This window comes from Nocardiopsis sp. iso_238, assembly GCF_056173325.1.
In genome coordinates, this window is record NZ_CM149668.1 from 4,728,108 (window position 1) to 4,745,112 (window position 17,005).

14 protein-coding genes and 2 tRNA genes are annotated in these 17,005 nt (G+C 71.5%); 4 read left to right on the forward strand and 12 right to left on the reverse strand.

Translation table 11 applies throughout. The annotated features are described in order from the left end of the window. Positions 1–6: 6 nt before the first annotated feature. The 4 genes from AC0VYL_RS21380 to AC0VYL_RS21395 are packed head-to-tail and all read right to left on the reverse strand — an operon-like array spanning position 7 to position 4,194. Positions 7–1,143 (reverse strand): ABC transporter ATP-binding protein, encoded by a 1,137-nt coding sequence (locus tag AC0VYL_RS21380; RefSeq protein WP_475481320.1) that lies wholly within the window; start codon positions 1,141–1,143, stop codon positions 7–9. Continuing rightward, positions 1,136–2,206 (reverse strand): ABC transporter ATP-binding protein, encoded by a 1,071-nt coding sequence (locus AC0VYL_RS21385; protein WP_475455324.1) that lies wholly within the window; start codon positions 2,204–2,206, stop codon positions 1,136–1,138. The genes AC0VYL_RS21380 and AC0VYL_RS21385 overlap by 8 nt, the downstream gene beginning before the upstream one ends. A gap of 5 nt (positions 2,207–2,211) precedes the next feature. Then, entirely contained in the window at positions 2,212–3,090 is an 879-nt protein-coding gene (locus AC0VYL_RS21390; RefSeq protein ID WP_475455325.1) for an ABC transporter permease, read from the reverse strand. Positions 3,091–3,102: 12 nt separating this feature from the next. Beyond that, positions 3,103–4,194, reverse strand: coding sequence for an ABC transporter permease (locus AC0VYL_RS21395; RefSeq protein ID WP_475455327.1), 1,092 nt, complete (start codon positions 4,192–4,194; stop codon positions 3,103–3,105). Between the two features lie 370 nt (positions 4,195–4,564). On the opposite strand from AC0VYL_RS21395, the gene AC0VYL_RS21400 reads away from it, so the two are divergent. Then, positions 4,565–6,205 carry an alpha/beta fold hydrolase gene (locus AC0VYL_RS21400; protein ID WP_475481321.1) on the forward strand — a complete coding sequence of 547 codons (1,641 nt, stop codon included), beginning with the start codon at positions 4,565–4,567 and terminating at the stop codon, positions 6,203–6,205. Positions 6,206–6,284: 79 nt separating this feature from the next. Here AC0VYL_RS21400 and AC0VYL_RS21405 read toward each other — a convergent pair whose 3' ends face one another. From AC0VYL_RS21405 to AC0VYL_RS21430, 6 genes are all read right to left on the reverse strand, one after another. Beyond that, positions 6,285–6,767, reverse strand: coding sequence for a septum formation family protein (locus tag AC0VYL_RS21405; protein ID WP_475455330.1), 483 nt, complete (start codon positions 6,765–6,767; stop codon positions 6,285–6,287). A gap of 475 nt (positions 6,768–7,242) precedes the next feature. Next, positions 7,243–7,842, reverse strand: a complete 600-nt coding sequence (locus tag AC0VYL_RS21410) for a septum formation family protein (RefSeq protein ID WP_475455332.1) — start codon at positions 7,840–7,842, stop codon at positions 7,243–7,245. Between the two features lie 209 nt (positions 7,843–8,051). Then, positions 8,052–8,125, reverse strand: a tRNA-Lys gene (locus AC0VYL_RS21415). Between the two features lie 199 nt (positions 8,126–8,324). Then, positions 8,325–8,398: transfer RNA gene (locus tag AC0VYL_RS21420), tRNA-Lys, on the reverse strand. A 167-nt stretch (positions 8,399–8,565) separates the two neighbouring features. Further along, positions 8,566–8,751, reverse strand: a complete 186-nt coding sequence (locus tag AC0VYL_RS21425; RefSeq protein ID WP_378737445.1) for a hypothetical protein — start codon at positions 8,749–8,751, stop codon at positions 8,566–8,568. 207 nt (positions 8,752–8,958) lie between these two features. Beyond that, positions 8,959–10,725 carry an AfsR/SARP family transcriptional regulator gene (locus AC0VYL_RS21430; RefSeq protein ID WP_475455334.1) on the reverse strand — a complete coding sequence of 589 codons (1,767 nt, stop codon included), beginning with the start codon at positions 10,723–10,725 and terminating at the stop codon, positions 8,959–8,961. 202 nt (positions 10,726–10,927) lie between these two features. On the opposite strand from AC0VYL_RS21430, the gene AC0VYL_RS21435 reads away from it, so the two are divergent. Both AC0VYL_RS21435 and AC0VYL_RS21440 read left to right on the forward strand, forming a co-directional pair. Beyond that, on the forward strand, positions 10,928–11,908 hold the full coding sequence (locus tag AC0VYL_RS21435; protein WP_475455336.1) for a MurR/RpiR family transcriptional regulator: 981 nt from the start codon (positions 10,928–10,930) through the stop codon (positions 11,906–11,908). A gap of 40 nt (positions 11,909–11,948) precedes the next feature. Then, entirely contained in the window at positions 11,949–12,956 is a 1,008-nt protein-coding gene (locus AC0VYL_RS21440) for an N-acetylmuramic acid 6-phosphate etherase (protein ID WP_475455338.1), read from the forward strand. 48 nt (positions 12,957–13,004) lie between these two features. Here AC0VYL_RS21440 and AC0VYL_RS21445 read toward each other — a convergent pair whose 3' ends face one another. Then, positions 13,005–14,588, reverse strand: coding sequence for a DUF885 family protein (locus AC0VYL_RS21445; protein WP_475481322.1), 1,584 nt, complete (start codon positions 14,586–14,588; stop codon positions 13,005–13,007). Positions 14,589–14,692: 104 nt separating this feature from the next. Here AC0VYL_RS21445 and AC0VYL_RS21450 point away from each other — a divergent pair, with 104 nt between their 5' ends. Then, complete coding sequence (locus AC0VYL_RS21450) at positions 14,693–15,442, forward strand: SanA/YdcF family protein (RefSeq protein ID WP_475481323.1); 750 nt, start codon at positions 14,693–14,695, stop codon at positions 15,440–15,442. 52 nt (positions 15,443–15,494) lie between these two features. On the opposite strand, the gene AC0VYL_RS21455 is transcribed toward AC0VYL_RS21450, so the two are convergent. Beyond that, a complete protein-coding gene (locus AC0VYL_RS21455; protein WP_475455344.1) occupies positions 15,495–16,925 on the reverse strand; it encodes a hypothetical protein in 1,431 nt (476 codons plus the stop codon). Positions 16,926–17,005 lie beyond the last annotated feature (80 nt).

The following is a 17,005-nucleotide window of genomic DNA, read 5'->3' on the forward strand; positions in this document are numbered from 1 at the left end:
CTCACCTCACCCCCGGGTCACGACGTGGCAGGCCAGCAACCGGTCGTGGCTGCGGACCAGCGGCGGCCGTTCGGTGTCGCAGCTGCCCTCGGCGTAGAGCGGGCAGCGCGGGTGGAAGTCGCACCCGGGAGGCAGGTCGGTGAGGTCGGGGATGTCCGAGCTGCGCAGCCGGACCCGCTCCTTGCTCCGCGCCAGGTCCGGGTCCGGTTCGCAGACCGCGGAGATGAGCGCCTTCGTGTAGGGGTGCTGGGGATCGTTGACCACCTGGGGGGTGGGTCCGTGCTCCACGACCTTGCCCAGGTACATGACCGCGATCTCGCCCCGCCAGGCGAAGTACTTGGCCACGGCGAGGTCGTGGGTGATGAACAGGAAGCTCACGCCGAGTTCGTCGCGGAGCCTTCCGAGGGTGTTGAGGAGGCTGACGCGGATCGACACGTCCAGCATCGACGTGGACTCGTCCGCGATGATCACCTCGGGGTCCATCGCCAGGGCCCGGGCCACGGCGACGCGCTGGCGCTGGCCGCCGGACATCTGGTGGGGGTACTTGTCCAGGTAGTCCTCGGCCGGGGTGAGCTCGACCCGCTCCAGCAGCTCGGTGGCGACCCGGCGGGCCTCGTGGTGGTCCTTCACCAGCCGGTGGCGGCGCAGCCCGGCGGAGACCGTGGAGAAGACGGTGCGCACGGGGTTCAGGGAGGCGTAGGGGTCCTGGTGGATGTACTGGACGGAGCGCCGGAAGGCCGCCCGTTCCTTGCGGTCCATCGTGGCGACGTCCCTGCCCCGGAACAGGACCTCACCGGCCGTGGGACTGGACAGGGCGGCGGCCATGCGGGCCGTGGTGGTCTTGCCGCAGCCGGACTCCCCCACCAGGCAGAGCACCTGGCCGGGCCGGACGTCGAGGTCGACCCCGGCGACGGCGGGGACGTCGCCCCGGGAGGTCCGGAAGATCTGCTGGGCCCCCCTGAGGGTCAGCACGGGGGGCTGGGCACGGCGCTCGTCCGCCTCGGTCGCGTCGGCGGCGTCGAGCACGCTGCCGGGAGCCGGGTCGGAGGGCGCTCCGGCGTGGCCGACCGTGCTGGCGGCACGCGGCGCGGTGTCGTCGGGACGCGGTTCCGCGTGGGCGGGGTTGACGGTCCGGTCAATCACGGGAGACCCCCTCGGCGTGGAGTTCGGCGTCGGTGGAGCGGAGGCAGGCCGCCGTGTGGCTCAGGCCCGCGTCACGGTGCTTGAGAACGTCGAGCGTGGGACGCGTGGTGGTGCAGGCGTCCAGGGCGTGGGCGCAGCGGGGCGCGAACGCGCAGCCCGGGGGCAGTGCGTTGAGGCTGGGCGGCCCGCCGGGCAGGGACTCGGGAATGTGGAGGTCGCCCACCACCGGCGGCACGGAGTTGATCAGCGCCGAGGTGTAGGGGTGCCGGGAGCGGTAGAAGATGTCCCGGGTGGTCCCGGTCTCGATGAGCCGTCCGGCGTACATGGTGCCCACCCGGTCCGCGAGTTCGGCGGCCAGCCCGAGGTCGTGGGTGATGAAGACCATCGAGAACCGCAGTTCCTCGCGCAGTTCCGCGAGGCGTTCCACGATGGACCGCTGGGTGAGGATGTCCAGCGCCGTGGTGGGCTCGTCGAGGATGATCAGCTGGGGCCTGAGCGCGAGGGCCAGGGCGATGAGGCTGCGCTGGCGCATACCGCCGGAGAGCTCGTGCGGGTAGCTGTCGAGGACGCGGGCCGGATCGAGCCGCACCATCTCCAGCAGTTCGGCGGAGCGTTCGATGATCTCCTTGCGGGGGCGGCGCCGCCCGGCGCGTTCGTGGGCGCGGAAGGTGTCGAGGAAGTGCTCCTCGATCCGCAGCACCGGGTTGAACGCGTTCATGGCGCCCTGGAAGACCATGGCCGCCTCGTTCCAGCGGAAGCGGCGCAGCTTCTCCTTCTCCAGGGTGCGCACGTCCACGCGGGTGCCGTCCTTGCGGCGGAAGAGGATCTCGCCCTTGGGGACGACGCCGGTGCGCGGGAGCAGCCGCAGCAGGCCGAGGCCGAGGGTGGTCTTGCCGCAGCCGGACTCACCGACCAGGGCCATGGACTGGCCGGGGTGGAGGTCGAAGGAGACGTCGTGGACGGCGGTGACCTGGGTCCTGCGCCCGGTGCGGTAGCCGACGTCGACGCCGCGGACCGACAGCAGGGGACCGGAGTCGTCCGGGGTGGCGGGGAGGTCGTTCACGGGGCTCACCTGTCCCGGAGTCGTGGGTTGAGGGCCTGTTCCAGGGACCGGGTCATGGTGACCAGACCGATCTGGAAGAGCATGATCATCACCATCGGGGCGACGAGGAAGGGCGCCGCCTGCGGGAGGAGGAAGGCGTTGTTGTCCCAGGCCTGCTGGATCATCAGCCCCCAGTTCTCGGCGGTGCTGGGGAGCAGGCCGAGCAGGTACATGCCGACGACCGCGTAGATCGCGTTGGTGATGGCGATGATGAAGTTGATGAAGATGTAGCCCGCCATGTTGGGCAGCACCTCGACGCAGAGGATGCGGGCCGTGCCGAGGTCCTGGAGGCGGGCGGCCTCGATGAACTCGCGCTCCTTGAGGGTCAGCACCTGCGCGCGGATCGACCTCATCAGGTAGGGCCAGGTGACCAGCCCGATGATGAAGGAGACGACCAGCGGGGAGGAGGTCCGGTAGAAGGAGGCGATGACCAGCATCAGGACGATGAAGGGGATGGTCATCGTGATGTCGGTCAGCTGGAGCAGGAAGTGGTCGATCCGGCCCCGGACGTATCCGGCGACCGCGCCGAGGGCGACGGCGATGACGACGGTGATGACGGCGGCCATGAGGCCGACCAGGATGGGTTCGCGCCCGCCGAGGATCAGCTGGGTGAGGGTGTCCTTGCCCTCGTGGTTGGTGCCGAGCCAGTGCTCGGAGCTCATCGGGCCCCAGATCTTGCTGACGTCCGTGGGGTTGTGGTGGTCGATCAGCAGCGGTCCCACGAAGGAGAACAGCAGGACGCTGAGGACCAGGCAGAGTCCGATGAAGCCGCTCGTGCTCCGGGTGATGCCCTGCCAGATGGTGCCCCAGACGCCCGCGGACGCTGGTGCGGTGGTGACGGCCATGCGTGCGTCCCCCTACTTCCGGATGCGCGGGTCGAGCCTGCTGTACAGCAGGTCCGCGACGAGGTTGGCGATCACCACGCACGAGGTGATGATGATGAGCAGCCCCTGGAGGAGCGGGTAGTCGCGGTAGTTGACCGCGTCGAGGAGCAGACCGCCCACGCCCTTGTAGACGAGGACCTGTTCGACGAAGATCGCGCCGCCGACGAGGGTGCCGAAGGAGATCGCGATCTGGGCGACCAGCGGCAGGACGGCGTTGCGGCCGACGTAGGCGGTGGCGATGCGGCCGTCGCGCAGCCCCCGGGCCCGGGCCACGGTCACGTAGTCCTCGCCCAGCACCTCGGTGGTGGAGGCCTTCATGACGAGCATCCAGGTGCCGATGATGGCCAGTACGTAGGTGCCGATCGGCAGGGCGGCGTGGAAGAACGCGTCACCGACGAACCTGAGCGTGAACTCGGGTTGGACGCCGGGGCTGAGCGTGCCGCGCAGTTCGATGGGGTTGAACCAGCCCAGGTACATGCCGCCGCCGACGACCAGCACCATCGCGATGAGGTAGTTCGGGATCGCACCGAGGACCGAGGCCAGGACGCTGAGCACGTGGTCCAGGACCTGGTTGCGGCGGTAGGCCATGATCATGCCCAGGGCGAGGCCGAGGGCGATCGCCACGAGGGTGCCGACGCCGATGCTGAAGAGGGTCCAGGGGAGGTAGGCGCCGATGGCCTCGGTGACGCTGTATCCGGGGCGGTTGATGGTGCCGCCGAGGTCGAGCGTGAACAGCCCGACGATGAACTCCCACCACTGCCGGAAGAGGGGCGCGTCCGGGTCGTAGGCCAGCGAGTGGATCGCGATGGCCCGGGCCTCGTTCATCGACATGCCGCCCTGGGTGAGGCGGCCCGCCATGACGTCGATGGGGTCGCCCGGCATGGCGCGGCCGAGGAAGAACGTCACATTGGCGACCACGAAGACCACGACGAAGGCCTTGCGTAGCTTCACGAAGACGTAGTTGCGCCAGATCCGGTTCAGGAGGCGTTGGGTCGTCCGGGGGGCGGCGGGCCCGGGTTCACCCGTGTCCGGAGGTGGTGGGGAGGCCGCGATTTCGGTGGCCACGAGGCTCCTTCGAGCAGGGGGCACGGCGGTGGGGGGAGGGGGTGGGGGCAGGCACGTATTAATTAGGAAACTTTCCTAATAGAACATCACGGTAACGCCACCGATGTGGCTCACGCCACCCTCGTGACCAAACGGCGTCTTTTGTGCGACATGATCGGCATCACAAAAAGAACAAAAGATGACATAGACCCACAAATTGCCAACTAACTTGTGGCCGTATCCGGCCACTCATCCGAAGAAGCGGGAAGACGCTACTTTTGATGGTTTTGCTGCTCTATGGGCGCTTCGTACTGTCACGGAGTCATCACTCGCGCCTGCCGGAACGGACCCGCTCCCCCGCCCGGCGGCAGGACATCGGAGGGAACCCCCCGTGCCCCGAGCACGCAACACCATCCGCGCCGTCGCGGTGGCCACCGCCACCGGACTGGCCCTCTCCCTGGCGGCGACGCCCCCGGCCGCGGCCGACCCCGTCACGGCTCCCCTCTCCCCCGGCTATCCGGTGGAGGACTCCGCCCTGGCCGCCTTCCACGACCAGGAGATCGTCTGGGCCGAGTGCCCCGAGGTCGAACTCACCGGCCTGGAGTGCACCGAGTTCGAGGTCCCGCTCGACTACGCCGATCCCGACGGCACCCGGCTGACCGTCGCCGCGAGCCGGGCCGCCGCCACCGACCCCGAGGAGCGCCGCGGCGTCCTCATGATCAACCCCGGCGGTCCCGGCGGAGCGGCCCGCATCATGCCGGCCGCGCTGGCCGGATCGTCCGCGCACGCCGCGTACGACCTCATCGGCATGGACCCGCGCGGCACCGGGGCCTCCTCGCCTCTCGACTGCGGCGTCGAGTTCCCGATGATCCGCTTCCGCGCCAGCGACGCGCAGATCGCGGCGGACACGCGTGAGAAGATCCGGTACTCCCGGGCCTGCGACGCCGCCGAGGGCGACCGGTTCCCGCACATGACCTCCGCCAACACCGCCCGCGACATGGACGTGCTGCGCGCGGCGTCGGGCGAGGACACCGTCAACTACCTCGGCTACTCCTACGGCACCTACCTGGGCCCGGTGTACGGCTCACTCTTCCCGGAGCGGCTCGACCGCAGCGTCCTGGACTCGTCCGTTCACCCCGCCGAGATCTGGCGGGACGTGTTCCTGGGGCAGGCCCCGGCCGGAACGGCCAACCTGGAGCGCTACACCGCCTGGCTCGCGGAGCACGACGACGTGTACGGGTTCGGTACCGACCCCGAGGAGATCGTCGCCCTCTTCGACGAGACCTCGGCGCGGCTCGACGAGGAGCCCCGGGACAACGTCCCCAACCTCGAACTGCTCGACGGAGCCGCCTTCGACAGCCTGGTATTCGGCGCCTCGCGCGCCCAGGGCCACTGGGACGCCAACGCCTGGTTCCTCCAGTTGCTGGTCAACGGCGAACCGGTCCCGGGCGAGGAGGTGGAACAGCCGGAGATCAACCCCGTCTTCGACACGAACATGGACCTGTTCTCCGCGGTGGTCTGCGAGTCGGAGTGGCCCGACCGGCTCGGCCTGTACCACCAGCAGTCGCGGGAGTACCGGGACGCGCACCCGTACAGCACGGGCGCCCTGTGGACCGCCCCGCAGGCGTGCACCTTCACCCGGAACGCGCCGACCGAGAAGCCGGTCGAGCTGGTCCGGGACGGACACCCCGAGGCACTGGTGATCGCCGCCGACCACGACGCCAACACCCACTACGCGGGCGGCCCGGCCATGGCCGAGCGACTGGAGAGCCCCCTGCTCACCGTCACGGACGAGGGCGGCCACGGGTTCTACCTCATGCCCGACCCGTACACCGGTGAGCTGGGCTACCCCTGCGTGAACGAGGTCGTGGACGCCTACCTGATCGACGGCGTGGTTCCGGAGGACACCGAGTGCGGGGGCATCCCCCGACCGGACGCCGCGGAGGTGTCGGCCCTCGACGCCGCCCCGGACGTCATCCTGACGGACGTCGAACAGCCGGACGCCTGGCTGACGCCGACCGCCCTGAGGTAGGGAGGGTCGCACCGGCATGACGAAGGCCCGCGCCGTTCGCACGGCGCGGGCCTTCCCGTACGGAGGGACCGGTGACGGGTCAGCGGTTGGCGCCCTCGAGGCTCTCGGTGATGGGTGCGTCGGAGGCGACGTAGCAGACGATCTCGCGGTCGTCGAGCATCTCCCAGGTCTCGGAGGTCGGGCTGAGACCGCTGGCGTAGAGCTCCGACTCCGCGTAATCCACACCGACGAACTCGGTGAAGGCGCTGCCGGCGCAGATCTCGTCCAGGGACGCGTTCACGGACTCCGTGCCCGGGAAGTCGCCCTCCGGCAGGTCCTCGACGTGGAAGACCTCGGAGTCGTGCGACTCGGAGCAGTCGACGAGGGGGATGTCCTCGACCTCCCCGCCGCCCAGGGCGGTCTGCATCTCGCTCTCGGTGAAGCAGTCACCGACCCCGATCTCCATCACGTTGCCCCCTCCGAGGACGGAGTTGAGCACGCCACAGGCGGACAGGCTGACGACGGCACCGGCGGAGAGCAGCGTGAGGGCGGCACCGCGGACGGCGGGGGAGAGGGAAGACATGAGGGAACTCCGGGATTTCTTGCTTGCGGGGAATCTCGCCGGAACGGTGGTGGCGAGAATGAAAGAATTCACCAGGTGGAGCGCGATGTCAATCTGGTTTTCCAGCGAACACGAATATGTGACGCATGAATACTCCAGGTGACCGAACGAGGGCGATCCAGCACGCCTGACCTGGAAAGTCATGGCATCCAGCACTCACCAGGGGCACTTTTCCCACCGGGTGGGAAGCGGCGACGGAAGGATCCGGGAAACGAAAGGAACCGTCGGGTGGCGGGCGATTGCCCGGCCTTCCCCTGGCGGAAAGGAACCGAGGCCGCACCGATCATCTCGCGGGGTGACGACATTCGGGGAGGGCGCGGCGGAACACGCACCCGGAGTGGCCTCCGGTGCCAGCGAACGGACGGGGGCCCGCGCCTTCGCGCGGCGCGGACCCTCGTTCACGTTCCGCGGTCACGGCCGCGCGTCCGGGTGGCGCCTACAGGTTGGACTGGGCGAGGGTGCCGGTGGTCTGGGAACCGTCCATCTGGCTGATCAGGCAGAGGTACTCGCGGTCACCCATCTCCCAGCCCTCCTCCATCGGGAAGAGGGTCTGGAAGACCAGGGCCGACTCCTCGTAGGAGGTGCCGACGAAGGTCTGGAAGGTGCCGAGGCACTGCTCGTCGACCATCTCGATGAGCTCCTCGCGGCCCGGGTAGTCGAGGCCGCTGTCCAGGAAGCCACCGTGGTAGACCTCCAGGTCGTGGGGCTCGGAGCAGTCGATGATCGGCGCCGAGCTGACGGAGTCGTCGACCTCGGTCGACATCTCGTTCAGGCAGTCGCCCACGGCGAGCGCGTTGATGTCCTGGTCCTCGGCACCGACGGGCGCGTCGACGTCCTCCGCGGGCTCGCTCTCCTCGTCGTACTCGGTCTCCTCGGCCGCCTCGGGGTCGTACTCCTCGCTGGGCTCGTCGCCGCCCCCGGTGAGGGCGGGCGGCAGCAGCGGCAGGCCACACCCGGACAGGGACAGGGCGGCACCGGTGGCCACGGCCACGAGGGCCATTCGGCCAAGCAGGGGGCGGTGCGCTTCGGACAACATGACGACTCCACGGGGTATCTGGTTGCTCACCGACTCGGGAGGGGTATCGGCGTATCTATCCAGACGCGTCCGACGGCGAGAAGGTTTCAACCGATTCGGGAGTTCGTTACGCAGGTTTCGGCCCGACCGGGACGGAGGCGGGCCGTCGGGCACACGGAAAAGGGTCCCGGCCGGTGGAGACGAACTCCACCCGCCGGGACCCTTCGCTGTGCGTCATCAGGGACTCGAACCCCGGACCCGCTGATTAAGAGTCAGCTGCTCTAACCAACTGAGCTAATGACGCCGGTCTCCGCTTCGCGCCTTCCGGCTCTCTGCGGCAACGAGTTAACTCTACCCGAACTTTGGAGCGCCCGGGGCCGGAAACGGGCGATGTGCCCCAGAACACGGAGGAGGCCCCCGCGGAGCCCCACAGGGCCCCCGGGGCACACGGAAAAGGGCCCCGGCCGGTGGAGACGAACTCCACCCGCCAGGACCCTTCGCTGTGCGTCATCAGGGACTCGAACCCCGGACCCGCTGATTAAGAGTCAGCTGCTCTAACCAACTGAGCTAATGACGCCGGTCTCCGCTTCGCGCCTTCCGGCTCTCTGCGGCAACGAGTTAACTCTAGCAGGACCACGGGGTGGCCGCGAACCGGTTTCGGATCCGACCACGCGTCGGCCCCGTCACATCGCGGCCCTGGCCCGGAAGGGGCGAACCCACCGGGCACGGCTCGTACCGCTCCGTTTAGAAGAAGGCCACGAACAGGGCGACGATGATGCCGACGGTCAGGGCGACACCGACGCCGGCGAGCACCAGCGGCAGGATCGGGCGGCGCGGAGCCTCCTCGGGCTCGGGGTTCTCGTCGACGAAACGGCGGAAGTGCTGGGTGGTTCCCGCCGGGTCCATGCTGGGATCGTTGTTCTGCGTCATGGCCTTGACACTAGCGACTCATCTGACCGCTGAGCACCCCTTGGGGAAGATCCGGTCGATCTCACAACCCTCTGTTGGGATGACCAAAACCCGGACTTTCCGAAACAACCAGGTCACCCCCGTGGCTCCGGCGCCCACCGGTCCCCCGCATCCGCACACGAGGACTTCGCCTGGATGAAAGCCGACCGTAAGACGGATCGCGGAGACTCAGGCCCGGGGTTCCGGACCCGGTCGGTACTTCCCTGCGACCGTGCCCGCCCCCAGGGGCCCGGCGCGCAGGACCGCGGCCATCCGGGCCGTGGGCGAGACCCCGTGCGCCGGGTCCTCCCGCTCCACCAGTCCCACCAGCTCCGACGCGGACCGCTCCGGGTGGGCGTCCAGCCAGGCCACCGCCATCCGCAGGGACAGCGGCAGGCAGCCCGCCAGCTCGGCCACGCGCCGCAGCGACTCGGGCGGACAGCGGTCCGGGCCCAGCAGTGACCGCAGCAGGGTGACCGCGTGCTCCTCGGGCAGGGCGCCCACCGGCACGGCACGCAGCCCGTCCCTGACCAACAGGTCGGTCAGCCAGTTGCGGCTGGTCACCACGGCGCAGCTCCCCTGACCGCCGGGCAGCAGGGGCCGTACCTGGTGCGCCGTGGCGGCGTTGTCCAGCACGATCAGCACCCGGCGCCCCGCCATCAGGGAACGGGCCCTGGCGGCCACCTCGTCGGGCTCGGTCGGCGGACCGTCCGGGTTCCGGGCGTCCACGACCCCGGCGGAGAGCGAGCGGACCAGGCGGCGCAGTACCTCCCCCGGCTGGCGCGGGCTGCCGTCGGGGCCGCGCAGGTTCACGTACAGCTGGCCGTCCGGGAAGTGCGTGGCCACCGAGTGCGCCCAGCGCACCGCCAGGGCGCTGCTCCCCGCCCCGGCCGGGCCCCGGACCAGGACGCTGCCCGGCACCGGCGAGCAGGGGTCGACGAGGCGGTCGAGCTCGGCCATCGCCTCGGCCCGACCGACCAGCGTGCGCGGCGCGGACGGGAGCTCGGCGGGCACCAGGCCCCTGCCCGGCCGGGTCGTGGCGCGGCGGGCGGCGCAGGGCCGGGTCTCGTTGTGGGTGCGCGGACGCGGCACGAGGGCGCCCGTGGCGGGAGCCGCCTTGGCGGGACCGGCACCGAGGCGGGAGTCGAGGTCGCCGCGCAGGATGCCGTGGAAGGTCTCCTGGAGCTCGCGGCCGGGGTCGGCCCCCAGGCGCTCGGCGAGCACGGTCCGGGTCCTGGCGTAGACGCGTAGCGCCTCGCTCTGGCGGCCGGAACGGTAGAGGGCGATCATCTGGGCCCGGATGAGGGGTTCGTGTTCGGGGTGGTCGACGACGAGGGGGCCGATACGGGCGGCGACGCGCTGGTGCTCCCCACGGGCCAGGGCCGCGTCGAACCCCCGCTCGGCCACGCGGAGCAGCTCCTCGTTCAGCCGCGCCACGTCCCGGGCGTGCAGCAGGGGCGCGGTGACGTCGCCCAGGACGGGGCCGCGCCACAGGTTGAGGGCCCGGTGCAGCAGGTCGGCGTGCTCGTCGGTCTCCCCCTTGGCGGCGGCGCGCTCGGCCCGTTCGGCCAGCGAGCGGAAGAGCAGGAGGTCGGAACGGTGCTCGTCGAGGTCGATCCGGTAGCCGCCGTCCGCGCCCTGGATCAACGGACTCCCCAGGTGCCGTTCGAGGAGGGCGCGCGCCCGGGCCACGTGGACCTGGAGCGCTCCCCTGGCCGCCTGTCCCGGGGTGTCCCAGACGCGCTCGATGAGTTCGTCGGTGGAGACGGTCCGGCCCGTGTTGAGCATCAGGGTGGCCAGGAGCGCGCGGCGGCGGTCGCCGCGCAGGCTCAGCGGAACGCCGTCGACCTGGACCACGAAACGGCCGAGGAGGCCGACGTGGAGTCCCTGGGAGGCCGTCACGGCAGCGTCGACGGTCGCCGCGCCCCGAACCTCTGGCGGGTCGTACAGCGGCACGGCTCCATCCCCCCTGTGAGGCGGACACGGGTGTGTTGGGTGGGAACGTGCCGCCTCGCCTCCAAGGGTGCCGTCTGAGCTGGGATATCGCAATCAGAACAGGGGCACTTGCCGCACGGGCCGTCCCTTGAAATCCTTGAATCTCCCGGTTTTTCCCGCCAGTGCGTTGACTCTGCACCACGACCGAAAGAAACTTTCCTCCATGGCGCAAATCCCGAAGCCGTCTGGCGGCCGTGGCGACGTCCCTCCACCGCCGGTCCCCACGACGGTCCTGCGGATCAGGTCGTTACTCCCCTCGCTGGCCCCGGCGGAACAGCGTGTGGCCCAGCGGGTCGTCGACGACCCCGAACGCGCCGCCGCCTCCTCGATCACCCAGCTGGCCAAGGACTGCGCGACCTCCGAGGCCACGGTCATCCGGTTCTGCCGCACCATCGACTTCAGCGGCTACCGCGAGCTGCGCCTGGCGCTGGCCACCGAGGCCGGTCAGGCCCGGGGCGCGCGCGGCGACGCGGCCGAGCTGGCCAGTGACATCAACCCCGACGACACCCTCGTCACCGTCGTGCAGAAGATCGCCTACACCGACGCGCGGGCCGTCGAGGAGACCGGCGCCGCCATGGACGTGGAGGTGCTGCGCGCGGTCATCGACGCCATGTCGAACGCGCGACGCGTCGACATCTACGGGGTGGGTGCGAGCGCCTTCGTCGGCGCCGACCTCCAGCAGAAGCTGCACCGGATCGGGCTGACCTCGTTCGCGTGGTCGGACGCGCACGTGATGCTGACCAGCGCCGCCCTCCTTGAGGGGAGCGACGTCGCCATCGGCATCTCGCACAGCGGAACCACCATCGACACCGTGCAGGCGCTGACCGAGGCGGGCCGACGCGGGGCGCGCACGGTGGCGATCACCAACTTCCCCCGGTCACCGATCGGGTTCGCCGACCACGTGCTGACCACGGCGGCGCGGGAGACCATGTTCCGATCGGGCGCCACGGCGTCCCGGCTGGCCCAGCTGACCGTGGTGGACTGCCTGTTCGTCGGGTTGGCGCAGATCCGCTACACGGACAGCAGGACCGCTCTGGAGACCACCTACGAGGCGGTCCGTGGTCTCCGTCTGAGCGACGACCGCAGACGTCGGCGGAACGAGGCGTCCGCCGCGAGGAACACCCCCGCCGGAAGCGACGACTGACCCGCCCGCCCGCCGGGCGCGGCCGAGCGGAAGGACGAGGGTGCGGACCGAACAGGAGAGCGCAGTGCACGGTGGCACGGAGCAGGACCCCGGAAACGGATCAGACGGGCGAGCGGCCGACGGTGGGGCCGTGATCGTGCGGGCGCCCACGGAGGCCCGCAACTCGGGCACCTACGACATCGACCTCCTCCCCGCGCTGGACGTGCTGCGGCAGATCAACGCCGAGGACACCACCGTCGCGGCGGCGGTCGCCGCGGTACTGCCGGAGCTGGCCCGGGCCGTGGAGCTGGGTGTGGCGGCGCTGGAGCGCGGCGCGGGCATCCACTACTTCGGCGCGGGCACCTCCGGGCGGATCGCGGCGCTGGACGCGGCCGAGCTGCCGCCGACCTACGGGGTCCCCCCGGAGTGGGTGGTGGCCCACCACGCGGGCGGAGGCGAGGCCCTGGTCCGCGCGGTCGAGGGGATCGAGGACGACTGGGAGTCCGGCCGGATCGACGCCGCCGCCGTGGGGCCGGGCGCCCTGGTGGTCGGCCTGGCCGCCAGCGGCCGGACCCCGTACGTGGGCGGTGCCCTGGAGGCGGCCCGTGAGAGGTCGGCCGCCACGGTGCTGATCACCGCGAACCCGGACGCCCCGCTGGCCTCGGCCGCCGACGTGCACGTGGGTGTGTCCACGGGAGCCGAGGTCATCGCCGGTTCCACCCGGATGAAGGCGGGCACGGCGCAGAAGCTGCTGCTGAACGCCTTCTCGACCGCCGTGATGGTGCGGATCGGGCGGACCTACTCGAACCTGATGGTGGGCGTGGACGCCACCAACGGGAAGCTGCGCGGGCGCGTGGTGACCATCCTGGTGGAGGCCACCGGTCTGACCGAGGAGGTCTGCGCGGAGGCCCTCTCCGAGGCCGAGGGCGACACCCGTGTGGCCCTGGTGTCGCTGCTGGCCGAGGTGGACGCGGTCACGGCGGCGAGGTCCCTGGAGAAGGCCCGTGGCCGGGTGCGGACCGCCCTGGCCGACCTGGGCCTGCCGGGTCAGGAGACCCCCGGGGCCTAGGGACGAGGGGCCCGTGGACACCGCGCCGGTGTCCCCGGGCCCCACCGGTCAGTCGTCCAGGGCCGCGCCGATCAGGCCCAGGGGCGGCGAGCCCAGCTGGAGGAGCGCGCGGTGGAAGCGCGGCAGCGAGAACGCGCTCCCCCACTGTTCCCTGGCGCGCTCACGGAGCGCCAGGATCTCCAGCTTCCCCCAGGTGTAGCGACCGTACGTCGGGTCGAAGGTGGCGCGCCGGGCCTCGGAGAGCGCCGCCGGACCCTGCAACGGGGTGTCCTCGGAGAAGCGCGCCGCCGCCTGCTCCACCGTCATCGTGCCGGTGTGCACGCCGATGGCCACCGACAGCCGGGTCACGCGGATCAGCGCCTCCAGCCACACGCCGATCTCGTAGTGGTCGGCGGTCCAGTCGGGGTCGCCCAGCCGCTCGGCGGCGTAGGCGCCGAACCCCTCCTCCAGGCACATCTCCTCCGCGTAGTGGGCCCACCCCTCGGCGAAGGTCATGGAGTGCAGGGCCCGGCGCACCTGGCTGGGCGCCTGGCGCAGGGCCCGCCCGTGCGAGAAGTGGCCGGGCGCCACCTCGTGGACGCTCACCGCCGGGAGGGTGGTGTGGCTGAACTGCTCCAGCCACTCGGCGGCCTCCCGCTCAGACAGTTCGGGGTCGGGCGGGGTGATGTAGTAGAAGGACGGGTTGTCCGCCTCCCAGGGGCCGGACCACGCCATCATCGCGGTGGCCCAGCGCAGCGCGGGCGGCGGCACGTCGATCCGGCACTCGCCGTCGTTGAAGGGGGCCAGTTGGCGCTCCTCGGTGAAGTCGAGGGCGATCCGGGTCCACGTGCGGGCGGCGTCCAGCACACCCTCGGAGTCGGGGTGCTGGCGGGTGAGCTCCCGGCTGAACTCCATCGGATCCCGCCCGGGTGCCAGCCGCGCCGTGGCCGCCGCGAGTCCGGCGCGCAGGCGGTCGCGTTCGGCGTCGGCGCGGGCCGCGAGGGCGTCGAGGTCGACCTCCATGGCCTCTCCGGTGCCCATCAGACGGCTGAGCGCCTCGGCGCCCAGTGCGGCGCTCTCCGGGCCGTGTCCGGCGGCGTGCTCGACGTGGGCGAGCAGGCGCGCGTGCGCGGCCAGGGCGTCGCGGCGCACGTCGTCGGGAAGCCCCTCGGGGAGCCCCTCCGCGAGACCTCGGACCGCGCCCAGGAGGGACTGGGCGACCGGCGCGCTCAGCCGGTCCAGCGCGGCGACCGCGTTGTCCGCGAGGGTGGGCCAGAGCCGCAGGTGTTCGATCCGCGCGGCGGCGCGTTCGGCCTCGGGGGCGTAGGCGCGCTCGTAGCTGGACAGGTCCATCTCGCCCACGTGGTGGAGCGGGTTGGTCCGGTGCGTCTGGAGTTCGCCCAGTTCGTGGCGGAGCCCGTTCTCGAAGGCGGTCAGGTGGTCCTCGTCGTGGGGGTCGTCCAGGGGCTCACCGCCCAGACCGGCCAGGGCGGCGCGCACCCCCTCCGGGGAGAGGTCGGCGGCCCTGCCGTCGTACTCGTGCATTCCCGCGCCCTCGCGCAGGGATCCGGGCATGAGGTCGGCGATCGCCCTCAGCCTCGGGGGGAGGTCGTCGTGGGGGGACCGTGCGGATTCGTGGGGCTGTGCAGACATGCGCCGACTCTAGCCCCGGGCACCCCTGCCACACAGGTGGGTTTCCGGGGGCGGACGCCCGCCCCGCCCGGAACTCCGGCCGTTCCCCGTGCGTCTCCCCTGATGTGACGACCTCAGCGACACCGAGCCCCGACGAGGAATCCGTTCCCGGGTCCGAGACCACCGACCGCCCCGACACGCCACCCTCCCGCCGGAGGTGGTCGCGGCGCCGTCTGGCCCTGCTGGCCGCGGCCGCGGTGCTCCTGGGGTGCGCGCCGTTCGTGTGGGTGCTGGCCTCCACCGGAGGCCTGCGGCACTCCGTGGACTCCGTTCCGGACCGGCCCGTGGCCATCGTCCTGGGCGCCGGGGTCCGCTCCGACGGCCTGCCCAGCTATCTGCTGGCCCAGCGGCTGGACCTGGCGGTGGAGCTCTACGAGGCCGGGAGCGTCGAGGCGGTCCTGGTCACCGGCGACAACGGGGCCGAGCACTACAACGAGACCGACACGATGCGCGACTACGTGGTGGAGGCCGGCGTCCCCGAGGACAGGGTGGTGGGCGACCACGCCGGGTTCTCCACCTGGGACTCGTGCGCCAGGGCCAGCGAGGTGTTCGGCGTGGAGGAGGCCACGGTCGTCACCCAGGAGTTCCACCTGCCGCGCGCGGTGCGCCTGTGCCGTGCGGCGGGGATCGACACGGTCGGGGTGGGCGGGGCCAGCATGGAGCAGCGCGCCGTCGCCACGGTCTACGGGTGGGCCCGTGAGGTCCCGGCGGCGGTGGCGGCCCTGGGCACCGTGGTGTTCCGGCCCGACCCCCACTTCCTGGGCGACTACGAGACCGGCGTGGACGACGCCCTCGCCGCCGCACGCACCCCCTGACCGCGAACCCGCTCCGGGGCCTCGGCGCCGGGGAGCGGGTTCGGGGGTGGGGTCAGCGGCCTCCGCCGAAGAGGCGGCCGAACAGACCGGCGGGCGCCTCCTGGGGCTGCTGCGGCGCGGCCTCCTGCGGCTCCTCCGCCTCCGGCTCGGGCTCCACACCGACCAGGGCGCAGTACTCCTCGGCGTCGTCCGGCAGCGCCCAGGCCCGCAGAGTCTCCCTGAACTCCTCGTCCTCCCACGCGGAGGCGGGCAGTTCGGCGATGGCCCACAGGACCTTCAACGTCTCCTCGTCGTAGTCGGCCTGGGCGTGCTCCTCGACCGTGTGCCCCTTGGAGCGGGGGCCCAGGACCATCTCCAGACCGGCGCCGGTGACCAGGGCGCGGGAGTCGTCCTCGCCCTTGATCAGCCCGGGCAGGATGTCCAGGCGCAGGCGGCGGGCGCGGTCACCGGCGCGGCCCAGGGCCAGGAACCCCAGGACCTGCGGGGAACGCTGCCCGCAGTGCGGCCACGACTCGTTGAACAGACCCTCGTATCCCACGGTGGTGCCGCCGCCGCGACCGATCCGGCGCAGCCCCTCGCGCGGGGTGTTCTCGCCGTGGATCAGCACCAGCGCCACCGAGGCGGCGAAGGAGTTGTAGAGGTTGCCCCCGGCCATCTGGTGGGTGAGGCCGATGGTGGTGTCGACGTCCCGGGGGTCGGCCACCTGGCCGAGGGCGAACAGCTCGGCGGGCAGCGGCTCACCGCTGTCCAGCCCCTGGGTCATGATCTCGCGCATGGAGGTGGGGGCCTTGGGTGCGGAGCGCAGGTCCTTGGCGAGGAGCATCTGGGAGGCTCCGGTGATCTCGGAGGAGATCCGCTCGGAGTCGGAGGGCAGGAAGCCGAGCAGGTAGCTGACCCACTCCCCCGCGCGGTCGAGGCCGCCGCGGTTGGCGCCGCCCTGGAGGAGGGTGACCAGGTCGGGGACGCGGGCCAGGACCGCCTCGTAGGTGTCCAGCTCGGCCTGGAGCAGCTCGGCGCCGTCGTCGGCCTCCATCACGGCCAGGCGGTTGCGCATCCGGTGGAAGTGCTGCTCGTCGGGGGCCTCCTCCATCCAGGCGCGGTACTGCTCGCGGACCTTCTCGGCGTCGTTGGAGACGGCCCAGGCCACCTCGTCGCGCCACTGGTCGAGGTCGCGGTGCTGGGGGAAGCGGTCCTCGGCGTGGGCGCTGACCAGTTCGAGGAGGAGGCTCAGGGGGCGCCACCGGTCGGTGGGCAGGGTCTCCTCCGCGGTGGCGACGTCGACCAGGCGGTCAACGACCCTGGGGGCCGCCCGGTGGCCCGGGGCGGGGAAGTGGATGAGGTCGTGGAGGTCGGACAGGGCGCTGTCGCTGGCCGCGACCTGTTCGAGCAGCTCGGGGACGCGCTCACCGCCCTCGGGGATCAGGGCCGTCCAGTCCGTGTCCGCCGCGTTGTCGTGTGGTTCGTTTCCCGTGGTCGCGTTCATGTGCCGATTATCCCGGCTCGGCGGCCGCACGCGAATCGGCGTCGGGCGTCGGGCTTCTCACCGGTGAGGGGGGAACCCCC

Bases quoted from the DNA above. Each gene is read 5' to 3' on its own strand.
- AC0VYL_RS21390 (WP_475455325.1), bottom strand. From the start codon at position 3,090: ATGGCCGTCACCACCGCACCAGCGTCCGCGGGCGTCTGGGGCACCATC.
- AC0VYL_RS21405 (WP_475455330.1), bottom strand. From the start codon at position 6,767: ATGTCTTCCCTCTCCCCCGCCGTCCGCGGTGCCGCCCTCACGCTGCTC.
- AC0VYL_RS21410 (WP_475455332.1), bottom strand. From the start codon at position 7,842: ATGTTGTCCGAAGCGCACCGCCCCCTGCTTGGCCGAATGGCCCTCGTG.
- AC0VYL_RS21425 (WP_378737445.1), bottom strand. From the start codon at position 8,751: ATGACGCAGAACAACGATCCCAGCATGGACCCGGCGGGAACCACCCAG.
- AC0VYL_RS21435 (WP_475455336.1), top strand. From the start codon at position 10,928: ATGGCGCAAATCCCGAAGCCGTCTGGCGGCCGTGGCGACGTCCCTCCA.
- AC0VYL_RS21445 (WP_475481322.1), bottom strand. From the start codon at position 14,588: ATGTCTGCACAGCCCCACGAATCCGCACGGTCCCCCCACGACGACCTC.
- AC0VYL_RS21455 (WP_475455344.1), bottom strand. From the start codon at position 16,925: ATGAACGCGACCACGGGAAACGAACCACACGACAACGCGGCGGACACG.